Source organism: Microbulbifer maximicatervae (SeqCode) (assembly GCF_056231245.1).
In genome coordinates this window covers 2,630,884-2,644,534 of the sequence record NZ_CP174334.1, presented here as the reverse complement: position 1 = coordinate 2,644,534, position 13,651 = coordinate 2,630,884, and the positions used below count along the sequence as shown (strand labels likewise).

14 protein-coding genes are annotated in these 13,651 nt (G+C 49.4%); 10 read left to right on the top strand and 4 right to left on the bottom strand.

Annotated features, from left to right (window positions below; all coding sequences use genetic code 11):
* Positions 1-196 precede the first annotated feature (196 nt).
* From egtB to ACJJIS_RS11385, 3 genes are read left to right on the top strand one after another with little or no spacing between them, the layout of a single operon-like run.
* Positions 197-1,501, top strand: coding sequence for an ergothioneine biosynthesis protein EgtB (gene egtB / locus ACJJIS_RS11395; protein ID WP_444913970.1), 1,305 nt, complete (start codon positions 197-199; stop codon positions 1,499-1,501).
* Positions 1,502-1,503: 2 nt separating this feature from the next.
* Entirely contained in the window at positions 1,504-2,472 is a 969-nt protein-coding gene (gene egtD / locus ACJJIS_RS11390; protein ID WP_444897507.1) for an L-histidine N(alpha)-methyltransferase, read from the top strand.
* A gap of 28 nt (positions 2,473-2,500) precedes the next feature.
* Complete coding sequence (locus tag ACJJIS_RS11385) at positions 2,501-2,950, top strand: DUF411 domain-containing protein (protein WP_444916207.1); 450 nt, start codon at positions 2,501-2,503, stop codon at positions 2,948-2,950.
* A gap of 9 nt (positions 2,951-2,959) precedes the next feature.
* On the opposite strand, the gene ACJJIS_RS11380 is transcribed toward ACJJIS_RS11385, so the two are convergent.
* Positions 2,960-4,207: an ArsB/NhaD family transporter gene (locus ACJJIS_RS11380; protein WP_413662211.1), complete on the bottom strand. Its 1,248-nt coding sequence runs from the start codon at positions 4,205-4,207 to the stop codon at positions 2,960-2,962.
* A gap of 77 nt (positions 4,208-4,284) precedes the next feature.
* Between ACJJIS_RS11380 and ACJJIS_RS11375 the strand changes: the two genes are divergently transcribed.
* Positions 4,285-5,538 (top strand): MFS transporter, encoded by a 1,254-nt coding sequence (locus ACJJIS_RS11375; RefSeq protein ID WP_413662210.1) that lies wholly within the window; start codon positions 4,285-4,287, stop codon positions 5,536-5,538.
* A 34-nt stretch (positions 5,539-5,572) separates the two neighbouring features.
* Positions 5,573-6,565: a hydrolase gene (locus ACJJIS_RS11370; protein ID WP_444897503.1), complete on the top strand. Its 993-nt coding sequence runs from the start codon at positions 5,573-5,575 to the stop codon at positions 6,563-6,565.
* Between the two features lie 25 nt (positions 6,566-6,590).
* Here ACJJIS_RS11370 and ACJJIS_RS11365 read toward each other — a convergent pair whose 3' ends face one another.
* The gene (locus tag ACJJIS_RS11365; RefSeq protein ID WP_475708139.1) at positions 6,591-7,637 is read right to left on the bottom strand and encodes a methyltransferase domain-containing protein; all 1,047 of its coding nucleotides are present in this window, start codon (positions 7,635-7,637) and stop codon (positions 6,591-6,593) included.
* Between the two features lie 403 nt (positions 7,638-8,040).
* On the opposite strand from ACJJIS_RS11365, the gene ACJJIS_RS11360 reads away from it, so the two are divergent.
* Entirely contained in the window at positions 8,041-8,658 is a 618-nt protein-coding gene (locus tag ACJJIS_RS11360) for an RNA polymerase factor sigma-70 (RefSeq protein WP_444913968.1), read from the top strand.
* 2 nt (positions 8,659-8,660) lie between these two features.
* Positions 8,661-8,864 carry a zf-HC2 domain-containing protein gene (locus tag ACJJIS_RS11355; RefSeq protein WP_444913967.1) on the top strand — a complete coding sequence of 68 codons (204 nt, stop codon included), beginning with the start codon at positions 8,661-8,663 and terminating at the stop codon, positions 8,862-8,864.
* 39 nt (positions 8,865-8,903) lie between these two features.
* Here ACJJIS_RS11355 and ACJJIS_RS11350 read toward each other — a convergent pair whose 3' ends face one another.
* Positions 8,904-9,392 (bottom strand): hypothetical protein, encoded by a 489-nt coding sequence (locus tag ACJJIS_RS11350; protein WP_413662207.1) that lies wholly within the window; start codon positions 9,390-9,392, stop codon positions 8,904-8,906.
* Positions 9,389-10,321 carry a DUF2092 domain-containing protein gene (locus tag ACJJIS_RS11345; RefSeq protein ID WP_444913966.1) on the bottom strand — a complete coding sequence of 311 codons (933 nt, stop codon included), beginning with the start codon at positions 10,319-10,321 and terminating at the stop codon, positions 9,389-9,391. The genes ACJJIS_RS11350 and ACJJIS_RS11345 overlap by 4 nt, the downstream gene beginning before the upstream one ends.
* Before the next feature lie 222 nt (positions 10,322-10,543).
* Here ACJJIS_RS11345 and ACJJIS_RS11340 point away from each other — a divergent pair, with 222 nt between their 5' ends.
* The 3 genes from ACJJIS_RS11340 to ACJJIS_RS11330 all read left to right on the top strand — a co-directional run bounded on the left by ACJJIS_RS11340 (position 10,544) and on the right by ACJJIS_RS11330 (position 13,647).
* Positions 10,544-10,936: a hypothetical protein gene (locus ACJJIS_RS11340; protein WP_444913965.1), complete on the top strand. Its 393-nt coding sequence runs from the start codon at positions 10,544-10,546 to the stop codon at positions 10,934-10,936.
* Positions 10,937-11,020: 84 nt separating this feature from the next.
* A complete protein-coding gene (locus ACJJIS_RS11335) occupies positions 11,021-12,391 on the top strand; it encodes a TolC family protein (RefSeq protein WP_475708138.1) in 1,371 nt (456 codons plus the stop codon).
* Positions 12,392-12,405: 14 nt separating this feature from the next.
* On the top strand, positions 12,406-13,647 hold the full coding sequence (locus ACJJIS_RS11330) for an efflux RND transporter periplasmic adaptor subunit (RefSeq protein ID WP_475708137.1): 1,242 nt from the start codon (positions 12,406-12,408) through the stop codon (positions 13,645-13,647).
* The last annotated feature ends 4 nt before the right edge of the window (positions 13,648-13,651 follow it).

Genomic DNA, 13,651 nt, shown 5'->3' with positions numbered 1-13,651 from the left:
TACATAAAACAATTTTTGCTCTATTTTATTAAGTTATTCCTGTCAGCATGACGAGAGAGTGGGCCGGTTTATCCGGCCCTTTTTTTTATTGACCCTTCAAGAGAAAAATAAACTGGCGCATATACCCTTCTGTTGAATAGCTAGCCTCTAGGTTTACACCTAAAACTGCGTATGATGATTTCAATAGAGAAGAAATGTGTCGCAGTTGATTACTAATATGGCAATACACGTCGGTGAAGTAACTTTAGAGGAAGTACAACATCAACTTCTCAGTGATTACCAGAAAGTTCGTGCAGAGACAGAGGATCTTGCGTTGCCGTTATCCCCGGAGGATATGCAGCTACAGTCTATGCCGGATGCCAGTCCTACCAAATGGCATTTAGCACATACGAGCTGGTTCTTTGAGACCTTTATCCTTGCCAACCGGTTGCGGGGATATCAAACATTTAACCCACACTTCAACCACCTGTTCAACTCTTACTACAACAGTTTGGGTACCCCCTTTGCACGCCCTAACAGGGGGCTAATTTCGCGTCCGGATAGTGCCCAGGTTTATGAATATCGAAAGTTTATCGATGACTCCATGCACCGGATGCTCAGTGAGTACCCGATTCCTGAAAATTTGGCCGCGTTGGTCCAGCTGGGGTTGAATCATGAGCAGCAGCACCAGGAATTGATATTGACCGATATCAAGCATGCGCTGTCAACTAACCCCATGGCACCGGCATACAGGGATATGTTTCCTGAAGATGAAGACGGGGCGCTGGAACCTTTGCGATGGTTGAGCATACCCAAGGACCTCTATGGGATAGGGAGTGATGGGGATGCTTTCTGCTTTGATAATGAAGGCCCTGAGCATCAGCAGTTTATCGATGACTTTGTGATTGCCTCCCGATTGGTTACCAATGGCGAGTATCTTGAATTTATAGAGGATGGTGGCTATGAACAGCATCGGCTGTGGCTTTCGGATGGTTGGCTGCATTTGCAGAAAAATCAGCAAAAGCACCCATCCTATTGGCGGCTGAACAGTGATGGTTGGCATCAGTACTCCCTCTATGGGTTGCTACCCTTAAATCCAGCTGAGCCTGTCTGCCATCTTTCTTTCTATGAGGCAGATGCTTTCGCAACCTGGGCTGGAAAACGATTGCCTACTGAATTTGAATGGGAGGCAGCTGCTTGCCATTTACGCCAGCCGAATCAGATGGCATCAGCTAATTTCCTGGAAAAACGTCACTTTAGGCCATTGCAGGCGCAGCGGGGGCAAACGCAGTTCTTAGGGGATTTGTGGGAGTGGACTTCCAGCGCTTACTTACCTTATCGGGGCTTCAGAGCCCGGGAGGATGCAGTAGGGGAGTACAACGGAAAGTTTATGTGTAACCAAAAGGTTCTTCGCGGTGGATCTTTTGCAACCCCGGCTGACCATATCCGGATCAGTTACCGCAACTTCTTTTATCCACACCAGTCGTGGCAATTTACCGGTATCCGTTTGGCAGGAGACTAAATGTGAAAGCAGCCGTATCATCGATGCAGGAAAGTTCACAACAAGACCATGAATTTCTCAATGATGTGTTACGGGGGTTGGCCGGAGATCAGAAAACACTACCGTGTAAATACCTATACGACGAACTTGGCTCTCAGTTATTCGAGAAAATATGTGATGTAGACGATTATTATTTAACCCGTACTGAGGCGAAGATATTCAGTCAGTATCTACCGGATATTGCTGAGGAAATTGGCCCAGGGGCGCTACTGGTGGAGCCCGGTGCAGGCAACTGCGAAAAAGTAGAGGGCCTACTGCATCTATTAAAAAGCCCTAGCGGATACTATCCCATCGATATTTCCCCGGAGATTCTCTATCTGGCGGGGCAACGAATTAAAAAAGGCTTACCTCATATTTCTATCTGGCCGGAAGTGGGTGACTTTACTCAAGCCGAAGTATGGGACAATCTGTCGAATATTGAGTCAAAAAAACGTGTGGTGTTTTTTCCTGGTTCGACAATTGGAAACTTTGAGCCGGATAGGGCGGAGCAATTGCTGGAGACGTTTGCGGCAAATTTGAGAGCGGGAGACGGCCTGCTTATCGGAACTGATTTAGTTAAAGATTCAGTTGTGCTGGAGAGGGCGTATCACGATAGTGAGCATATTACGGAGCAGTTTAACAAGAACCTCCTGCAACGAATTAACAGTGAGTTGGGAGGCAACTTTGATTTGTCATCTTTCTCTCATCGCGCCTTCTATCAGCCATTGCGACAACGCGTAGAAATGCATTTAGTTAGCCTCCGGGATCAAAGCGTCGCAATCGCTGGGGAACAAATCGTCTTTTCGGAAGGGGAGACTATTCATACCGAGAATAGCCATAAATATAAAGTGAGTAGTTTTAATACCCTGTTGATGAAAGGCGGCTTTAAACCTGTTCGCCACTGGACTGATTCCTCTGAATCTTATGCTATTCACTATGCCCAGGCTATCTAGGGAGGTTTTAGGTCTCCTTTTCTCACTGGTGATATTGGCCGCACCAGCAAGTTTTGCTGGTGCGGAGGAAAAAAAACAGTGGGATGCCGATAGTTTTATTGTGTATAAACATCCGCTTTGCTTCTGTTGTAACAAATGGGTGGATTATCTACGGGGTAACGACATTGCCGTATCTACCAGTTCTGAGCTGAATATGGCCAAAATTCGGCAGCAATGGGGTGTTCCTCGGGGGATGGAGGGTTGCCATACGGCGGTGTGGCACAACAAATATGTTTTTGAAGGCCATGTTCCCGTCAAACATATCCTGCAATTTATTTCCTCTCCTCCAGAGGATGGAATCGGTCTATTAGTACCCGGGATGCCCGTTGGTAGCCCAGGAATGGAAGTGGATGGAAAGTTTGAACCTTACAATATTTATCTGCTGCTGGAAGGGGGAGACTATCGCCCCTTTGTCCGAGTCGAGAAGCCCCAGAGTTAGCTCTTGTTTTTAGGTCTGTAGCGAGCTGTACCAAATAATATAGAGATAACTCGCTGCCACACTGATAACACTTACCGGCAACATCAATAAAAAGAACTGCCAGAAGTTAAATGGTTGCACACCAAATTTTTCCGCCTGCTGCAGCACTATTACATTGCTGGCTGCGCTGATTATAAATAGGTTACCAGCAACTGTAGATATGGCTGATAGCATCATAAGTGTTTGAGTGTCGTGTTCATGTAGCAGATTCAGGTAGATTTCCACTACGGGAACATTGGAAAACAGTTGGCTGGCAAAAAAACTGACAAAAGTTACGGTTTCAGGTTCAGCCAGATTAATCCCGCTCTTGTGCAGAAAAAACTGTAGTGATCCGGACTTGAGTAGTGAGCCGGTCACAATAAACATAGAAATAAAGAAAAAGAGGGTGGGCCAGTCTACTTCTCTCAGTATTCTTCTTCTTTCATGACTCGCCAGATAAATGGGTGAGCAGGCGACCAAGCCTATTTGACCCAAGGTTGGGTGGTAAATACCTTCTACGTTATGAAGTACACTGCCTAATGCAATTAGAATTACCAGAAGGGCTGCCGACAATAGAGGTGGCCATTTTTGTGCTATCTCATTGTCCTCTCGATGCTGAATGCCTACATTGTGACTGGGTTCGTCAACTTTAAGAAACCTTTTTAACCAAAGAATCGACAGCAGCATGGTGATTGCTGCCGGGATAAAGATCCACTCGGCAAATACCAGAAACATATTGTCAAACTGCCCTGCGTTGGCAATCAAGATATTTTGTGGGTTGCCGACTGGGGAGATCATGCTGCCGATCGTTACGGTGGCACAAAGTAAAATAAGTAGGGGTACAACACCCCAGTTCATATCCCGAGCCATCAATAGAGCGATGGGTACACCAATCACTGCTGCAGCATCATTGGTGAGAAGGGCGGCGCAGACGGCCATGATCAGGACATAGCTTGCCAGTATGGTATTGGGGTTTTTACGGGAGAGTATTCGCCTGCTGATTTGTGCTGAAATCCCTGTGTCGTACAGAGCGGATGCAATCGAAAATACAGAGAATAAGTAGAGGATTAAGTCCCAATCCACTGCAAAGAATGCATCTTTAAGTGTGATTTGCCTCAAGGCCAAAAGTGCTACTGCGCCAAGGGTCATGATGTGCCAGATACGAACGGCAGATGGTAGCCATTGGCGCACGGCTATTAGGATAAAGATGATTGCCGAAACGGTTAAGCTGATAGACATCTATCGTTATCCGAGTGTCGCTAGTCCCAACTGCTACTCTGGTTTTCAGCATTGCTATTTTTCTGAGGCTCTATCCAGTGCAGCAGAGTGCCAACAAGGCCATTCATAAGAGTTTAAACAAACCTCTTCTCTTTACGAATTTCTTTGCTGGAGATGTGGTTGCGGGTTTGGGACCATACCTGGCTATTTACCTGCTCTCAGCCATGCACTGGAAGCCGGGAGATATTGGGGTTGTCCTGGCAATTGGCGGGGTAACCACTGTACTGCTGCAGACACCTGCTGGCGCATTTATCGATAGTACTCGCTTTAAGAGAGGGCTTATTGCCACTTGCGGGATCATTATCGGTATTGTTTCTATCACTATTGTGGAATTTACCAGCCACAAGCCATTGATTTATCTCTCTCAGGTTTTGATGGGAGGCGCAATTGCTTTCGTGGCTCCTTCTATTGCGGCAATCACACTCGGGGTTACCAGCGATAAGAACTTTACCTATCAAACCAGTGCCAACCAGGCCTCCAATCATGCGGGCAATGTCTTTGCTGCTGGGCTTGCAGCGATTCTTGCCCTGACTATTTCCGGGCAGGGGGTGTTCTGGTTGATGGCGGTTATGGGTGCCCTTATGGCGATCTCGGTAGCCTTTATTCCGGGAAAATCTATCGATCATATCCGTGCTCGGGGCGGAGAGCACAAGGATCTAGAGGGCAAAGCACAGCCGTCGGGCTTCAAGTCACTGCTGTCTGACAGGCGCCTGGTCGCTTTGGCTGTCAGCGTGTTTCTATTCCACTTTGGCAATGCCGCGATGTTGCCCTTGGTGAGTCAGAAACTGTCGATTAACTCGAATGCCGATATAGCTATTGCCTTTACATCAGCTTGTATCATCGCCGCCCAGTTTATGATGATGCTGATGTCCTTTCTGTGTGCGGCCAAAGCGGATACCTGGGGGCGCAAGCTAATCTTCCTTATCGGTTTTTTTATCAATCCGGTACGGGCGCTGTTGTTTATGTCTACGGACAATCCGTACTTCCTGGTAGCAATTCAATCCCTGGATGGCGTGGCTAATGGTATATTTGGCGTCATTATTATTTTAATGTGTGCCGACCTGACACGTGGTACGGGCCGTTTCAATGTTACTCAGGGCGCTATGGCCGCCTTGGTGGGAATTGGTTCGGCATGTAGTAATTTTTCTGCGGAATATATTGTTCAGTATTTTGGCTATGGCGTTGCTTTTCTTACTTTGGGAGCTATTGCTCTGATCGCCGGTACATTTTTTCTGATTTTTGTCCCAGAAACGAAAGGGGCAACAATCCCTAAACCATCAGCAGGAAACTGATAGCCCCGGTTGTTTCGACTATTGATAGAAATCTATGGTTAATTCTTTTTCTCCAGCCCCAGGCCTTGGCAATCGACATATTCAGACCGTATTCAGTCGTTTTCACCGCGCCACCCCCTGGATTGAGACAGATTGCCGCTGGTACGAAACGCCTGATGGCGATCGCCTTTCTTTGCATTTTCCCAGGCCGCTACGCAATGATCCCGATTATCCTCTGGTATTGATACTTCACGGTTTGGGAGGTTCGGTAGAGTCGCCCTATGTGCAGGGGCTGATGGAAACCCTTCTGGCATACCATTATCAGGTCGCTGTAATGCATTTTCGAGGTTGTGGTGGTGTGCCTAACAAGTTGCCGAGGGCCTATCACAGTGGTGACACTGAAGATCCTCGCTGGCTGGTTAGTGAACTTAAGAAACAGTTTCCATTAATGACGATTGCCGTGGTTGGCTTCTCATTGGGCGGAAATGTTGTTCTGAAAATGTTAGGTGAAGATGGTGGCCGCGGGCAGGTAGCCGCTGGGATTGCTGTCTCGGCGCCAATGGACCTCCATGCCTGTAGTCGCTACATCAACACTGGTATATCCCACCTTTATGAGCGCCACCTGATTAGCGGGCTTCGTTTGAGCCTGCTTCATAAGGCGAAAGACCCACAGTTGGCTGCGGCCTTACCCGATCTCAATTGCAGTGAGGACTTTGTCGATTTCAGGCATTTCGACAATGCTTTCACTGCGCCGTTACATGGTTTTCGTGATGTGGATGAGTATTACACCCAGGCATCCAGTAAGCCTTTACTCAAAGATATTCGCACGCCGACTTTGATTATCAACGCCGTTGATGATCCTTTTATTTGTCCATCAGCGATACCTGTAACCAGCGAAGTTAGTTCTGCTGTCGATTTGGCGGTGAGTGATCGAGGGGGGCATGTAGGGTTTATAGATGGGACGGTATGGAGCCCCAGTTATTGGCTGGAGAAAAAAATACCCTACTTTTTGGGGGCAGTCGTTGGGTTTCCAAAGGGAGCCCGTTAGGGGGCTCCCATTTCCAGGCTCAGGGTTAACAGCACTGGGTACTCGATTGATCCGCTTCGGGAGTGTCGCTGGCAAATGGCATTTCCTTGCCGCAGCCGGGAAACAGGCCAAAGTGCCGCGAAAAATCGCCAATAAACTCGAAGTGGGGTGCGAGACGGGTCTCTGCGAGCATTCTCCAAGTATTACCGCACACAGGGAATACTCGTCCGGTCTCAATAATGTGGTGTCCATCGAGAACGAATTGATCGGCAGAGCCCGGTAGTGTGCCTTTGTAAATCACTGCTTGGCCGTAATCCTCACAGTCTTTTTCCAGTTGCGCTAATTTGAACAATCGATAAGTGGCGGAAAAAAATCGAATTGATCTACAGCGCTGGGCCAGGGTTGGGTTGGTGATAAGTAATGGCCGACTCTCCACCAGGCGTGGATCGCGGAAGCCGCTGCCCTGAGCAATTTCCAGAAAGTCATTCCAGTAGAGTGCGCCCCCAAGACACTCGCCAAACAGTTCGGGGTCAGAGCTAATTGCGGGGGGAATGCGGCGGTCGGCATAGACATCGGAGAAGTAAAATTCTCCCCCTTGTTTCAGCAGCCGGAACAAGCCTTTGAGAACAGCATCTTTGTCTGTGGAGAGGTTAACCACACAATTGGAAATGATCACATCAAAGCTTTCAGGCTCTAATTCCAGTTCCTCCAGCTTTTCGATGTAGCCGTGCAGGAAGCGGACATTGTCATAGCCAAACTTGTCGGCGTGATGGGCTTGGTGCTGCCTGGCCACAGCCAACTGCTCTTCCGTCATATCGACACCAACTACTTCACCTTTTGGACCTACCAACTGGGAGAGCAAGTAAATATCCCGGCCTGAGCCACAGCCAAGATCCAGTACCCGGCAGCCTTCCAAAAGTGGAGGGCAGACAAGTCCACAGCCGTAATAGCGGGATAGGACATCGGGATGAATATTGGACAGCAATGGTTTTAGCCACTCTGGCATATCGCTGGGATCACAACAGGCATTGGTCTTCAGGTCTGAAGAGTTCTTTAGTTGGCGTCCGTAGTAGTCCTGTACTAAATCGTGCATTGGCTCTTTACCTATTGCGGGGGTTAACCAAAAAGGCGCAGTTGCGCCGGTATTGGCGCTCTTTGTAATTTTGCTGTGGAAGTGTAACAAGTCTGTGGTTCCCTCGACTAAAAACCAGAGGAATCACGGAAGAGTTGAGGAGTTAGAGGTTCTTCTGGCCAAAGGTTTCCGCTTTCGAAACTGATGCAGAGCTCTATACTGGCATGATATTTCACTCATTCTGGCTCGAGAGGCGGGGTAAAGCAGAAAAGTCTCAATTGGCACAAAAATACCAGCATGATGCACTAGATATTTCAGAATCAGCAAAATTGCCTTTTGGCGCCAGTGGGAATTGGTTTGTAGAGAATCGCATTATTTTCGTTAATATCGACTCTCTCCGCTTCGATATTATGAGGGAACGTAATTGAGCGATCACCTAGCTCCCAGTGCTTCGACAGCCTCCGCCGAGGATTCCTTACAGAATTCGCAGTTCCTGGTGGATTTGCGCCAGCAGATGCTGCGTTTTGCCAGTTTGCAGTTGCAGGATACACAGCTGGCTGAGGATGCTGTTCAGGAAGCATTGATGGGTGCCCTAAAGAACTCGCGCAGCTTTTCCGGTCGCTCGGCTTTGAAGACCTGGGTCTTCGCCATTCTCAAGAACAAGATTGCCGACATATTGCGACAGAGACAGCGCTTCGTAGATGCGGATCAATTGGTTCGTGGGGACAGGGAAGAATATGATCACGATGAGCTGTTTGATCAGACGGGGCACTGGCAGAAGGATGAAAAGCCCAAACGCTGGGCTGATCCTGAGTCGGCAATTCACGATAAGCATTTCTGGCGGATCTTTGAGGCCTGTCTCAGCCATCTTCCCTCGCGCCAAGCGCAGATCTTTATGATGAGGGAATTTATTGAGCTGGAAAGCCATGAGATCTGTGCTGCCATGGAGATTACCGTTAGCAATTTAAATGTCACATTGCACAGGGCGCGCCTTCGCTTGCGCGAGTGTCTGGAAGATAACTGGTTTGGTGTGGAGAAGTGACAATGATGAAGACCTGCCGGGAAGCCACGAAGCTGATGTCTGAGTCCCAGGAGAGGGACCTGCTCATTTCCGAGAAGGCGAGCCTGAAGTTACATCTGGCGGTTTGCACACCTTGCCGCAATTTCGGCAAGCAGATGAAGACCCTCAGGCATATCACCAAATCTTATGCTCAGGGTGGCCCCGAGAAAGCTGACAACGAAAAATAGCATTTCGCACTTGGGGCCACTTATCCAATATTGGCGTTCCTAGCGGGGAGGGCGAACCGGGCGGTAGGCGATATGGCCACCGACAAAGTGCGGTTCATACCAGTAGGACCCGCAGTGCTCATAGGTAACGTTACCAACAGTTACTGCAACACAGCTGCGAGGCAACGTATATAACCACCCGCCGACACCTACGGCTGCTGCCGTACCCCAAAATGCTGGTCCCGGGTAGGGCCAGTAGTGGGGGCGCCAAGGGGGCGGTGGGTAGGGTGGATGATGGGGGTGAAATGGGGGGTGATTGGGAAAGCGCCTTGCAAACTCCCCCGGGGCATAGCCACCGTGGAAGCCTCCACCCATCGGACGCATCCCATTAAAATGTCCCCCAATATTGAAATGAGCCCCACCACCACCAAACCGACCAAAGGCTTCGGCTGAGGGACTGGCCAATGCAGTCAGTAGTGCCCCCGTGACCAGAGCAGGCACAACCAGTTGTGCAAGGAAACCCGTCTTTTGACCGTTGCGATGCATCATGGTGTGGCCTCCTTATTGGGTTCCGCCTTCTTAAACTGAATCTGCTTGAGCTTGTCGATGGAAGGGGTAAATTGCCCGGCGGCACCAGGTTTGGCTTCCATCCATTTCAAGGTGGCAATAAAGCGCGGCTTGGCGGGGTCGCGGGTGTTTACTGTTGAAATACGCAGGGGCAGAGGCTTGTCACCAGCCTTGATCCAGATTTCCCAGTCCAGGTTTTCAGAGCGAAATGCCCAGTGCTCGGTTTTTTGGCCGTCAACCATAGGCCGATTTACCAGAAAGCCTTCTTTGATACCGGACCAAACATTTTCCTTCCTTCCCCATTCGAGGAGGTCGGCAAAAGGAATCTCAATGCCGTAATCCTTGGCGGCTTTGGTTAAAACTTCCGCTGTAGGCTGGGGTGCTTCCATTTCTGCGAAGTAACCATCGCGGGGAGCAATCACGGTGAACTTGTCGCCATTGTGAATGAATTGACGGGTAATAGAATCTGTTTTCAGGTCTACACGCAGTTGCTTGGGTGGCATTGCCATGTATTTGACGGTACCGCCAATCAGGAGCTTTTCCTGATTCTCCAGAACGACCTCAGTGAATATATCGGCGTTAAACATCATCATTTTGAGGCTGGCGAGGTAGTCACCCATTCGTTTCAAGGTTGCCATCGCCTTGGGGTCTAGGGGCTCGTTTGATTCCATGGCCCCCATTTGGCCTTGAGGAGGTTTGCCTTGCTGCATTTGCCCTGGTGGCTGGGGGGGATTGCTGTCATCGGTCGATTGAGTGGGGTGCCCTGGTGGCGGGGTTTGGCCTTGGGAGCCAGTGCTATCGGATTGCGGGGGTGGTGTCGGGTTTTGAGCGACAATCGCAGGGGCTAATGCCACCGTCGCTGCAAGAATCAGCGCCCTAGCCAAGCCACCAAAGGGTTGAAAAGCAAGCATTTACCGGTACCTCCCAATACATAGCCATAGTTGTGGCATCTGAATCAGTGTAGAGGAGAACCTTCGCGCCTGCTGTTGCGTAAAAACGAGTATTGAAACGAGACTGGCTATCCAGAATTGCTGGTCAATAAGCTGTTGTTTTACAAAACTTTTGCCGTATTCAATTGAGGCTCTGGGTTATGTTTGCTAGAGTCGATCCATTATTGATACTAGCCTGCTCCTATGAATGTGGTTCGTCTGTCATTTTTACTGATTGCGCTGCTGATTTTCCAGACAGCTGGCGCCTTCTATGACAGTCATGATGAGCTAGAAGATATCACCATCCACTTCTCTTCAAATCATACAGATCAACTCCCGGGGGTAGCTCCTACTGACGAGCCTGATGGGGGTTCCGTCACTTTCTCGCTGCCTTCCTCCGGTGAAGAGCAATCTACACCGACGTTGGATTTCTGTAATCACTGTTGCCATTGTCACGGAATTAATGCAACCGGGCTTTTGGGGCAGTCTTATCAACCTCTTCTTCGGGGCACTATCAGTTACAGTGACACAATCAGTGCAGCTGTGCCCTCAGGTTATTTTTCTCCACTTTTACGCCCACCTATAACCCAAGTCTGATTAGTTAAATACTGCGTGTGCCGCTATAGAAGTATGTAGCTTTTGCTCGCACACGATGATCGAGTTGTGACTTGGGAGAATTCCATGGATTTTTTTTCCACGCTCTCGCTGAGCGTGATTGGTCGTACATCCTTTAGATTTTTGTTGACGACCGCTCTACTTATGTCTGCGCAAGCTACCTCTGCGCAGAGGGGAGAAGTATTGACGTTGCCAGAGGCAATACAGAAAACTCTGGCACAAAATCCCCAGATTGCAGTTTTTCCACTCCAGCAATGGGCATTGGATGGTGCTGAGTTCACAGCCGGCCTACGTCCTGCATGGGATTTTGGTTTCGAAGCTGAGTATGCGGTATACGGAGATGATGGTTCATCAAGCTCAAGCTCAAGCTCAGGCTCCCCCGGCCGGCCCGGTCCGCCAAGTGACGACGATGATGATGATGACAAGGAACTTGAGCTGACTGCTTCTTTGTCATCAGTTATTGAGTTGGGGGGCAAACGCCAGGCTCGAATCGATGTTGTCAATGCTCAGCGGGACCTCTTAATTGCCGATGAGCAAGCGACAGCACTGGATGTCTTGGCCGAGGTGGTTCGTGGCTATGCGCAAGTACTCGCTGCCGCAGAATTACTGATTCTGGAAAAAGAGAAGGTCTCGCTGGCGCAAGAAGCGTTGGACGCTGTAACTACAAGGGTCAATGCTGCTGCGTCCCCCATAGCTGAACGCATGCGGGCTGAGTCTGCACTGGCGAATGCCATTTTGGCCGCCGAGGCACAGGAGCGAATGCTGAGCTACTACAAGTACGCACTATCCGCGCTGTGGGGGCAACCTACCCAGGACTTTGCAGTTGACTCCAGCGTGCTCTTCCGATTTGAGCCAAATGCCAGCTTTGATGTTCTGTACGAGCGGGCTCAGGAAAACCCTTCTATTGCCCGTTTTGCCTCTGAAGAGCGCTTGCGCGCATCTCACCTGCATCTGACACAAGCGAAGTCGATACCTGATATTGGTTGGTATGCAGGCTATCGGAACGACAAAGAAGATGATGAGAATGCTGTCGTTGTTGGCTTTAACGTGCCGCTTTTTACCGGGCGACGTAATCGGGGTAAAGAGATTTCTGCAATGGCTGAGCTGGAACAGGTTCAGTTGGATAGAGAGGCGGCATTGCTAAAGCTCTATCCCCAGCTTTTCTTGGCGGTAACGAGCCGTGAACAAGCGCTGGCCATTGTTGACGAAATGCAAAATACCGTTATTCCCACATTGCGCAAGGCGCTTTCTGAGGTTGACCGGGCCTATCGCCGGGGGCGCTATTCCTATGTTGAGTTGATCTCTGCCCGCGAGGAATTGCTCGATGCTGAGCGCTCGAGAATTGTGGCGGCACGCTCTGTTCATGTGTACGGAGCGGAAATTGAGAGATTAACTGCCCGGCCATTAGGTGTCGTGGCTGTCGAGAGCAGTAGATGAAGTTGAGTTTAAAAATGAGCAGATTAAATAGAACTTTAAAGCTAGCGATGCTGTTCCTAATCCTTTTGGTACCTCAAGGGTGGGTGGCAAATTTTAGTTATGCCAGTGGCTCCCACGGTGGAGAGCATCATCAAGAAGAAAGTAAAGGGCCACATGGGGGCCGCCTCTTAGAGCAGGGGGATCTTGTGGTTGAGCTGGCTCTGGTAGAGCGGAGTGGTAAGGCTGAGTTTCGCGCATGGATTCAGGAAGACGGAAAAGCGCTGGACAATGCAGAATTGACCCTAACTCTGGTTCGACTTGGGGGTGAATCGCAACATATTGCCTTATACCGTGATGCAAATATTGATTACTGGCGCAGCCAAGAACATCTGGCTGAACCCCATTCATTCGACATTGAGCTCTCTTTGATTCACAAGCGAGGCCGTGCCAAATGGCAGTTTGAATCACATGAAGGAAGAGTAAAGATAGATGAAAGCACGGCGGAAAAGGCCGGCATTAAAACTGCGATAGCCGCACCGGGAGTTATTCAAGAGCGTATTACCCTTTACGGTAAAACTACTATCGATCATCGCAGCCTCAGTCATGTTCGTGCTCGTTATCCAGGCACCGTTGTCACGATTGAGAAAGCGTTGGGAGATTCAATACAGAAAGGAGAAAAGCTTGCAACAATTGAGTCCAATGACAGCTTGCAAACTTACTCCTTGATAGCGCCTATCAGCGGTCAGATTATCGATAAGCAGGCCAGTCGAGGGGAGTTTAGCGGTGACCGGGTACTGTTTACGATTGCGAACTACAAGCAAATATGGGCAGAGCTTCAAGTATTCCCCACTCGCCGGGGACAAATTGCTCGCGGACAAAAAGTTTCTATTACCGCCGATGGGCTCTCATTTGATTCGACAATTGTCAGCTTGGCACCGGGGGGCAATGGCACGCCTTTCGCAATAGCCCGCGCGATGATTGAGAATCCAGAGGACATTTGGACAACAGACCTGATGGTTCAAGGAGATGTGGTCACCCATGAGAGTCCTGCGCCCTTAGTGGTGGAAAATCAAGCGCTACAACCCTTCCGCAATTGGACCGTTGTGTTTGTAAAAGTAGGGGATGCTTATGAGATTCGCCCACTGGAACTTGGGCGGACCGATGGCAGGGTTACAGAGGTATTAAGTGGACTCAACCCTGGAGACCGCTACGTCACTGAAAACAGTTACTTAATCAAGGCGGATATAGAGAAATCCGGCGCTGCTCACCACCATTAATTGA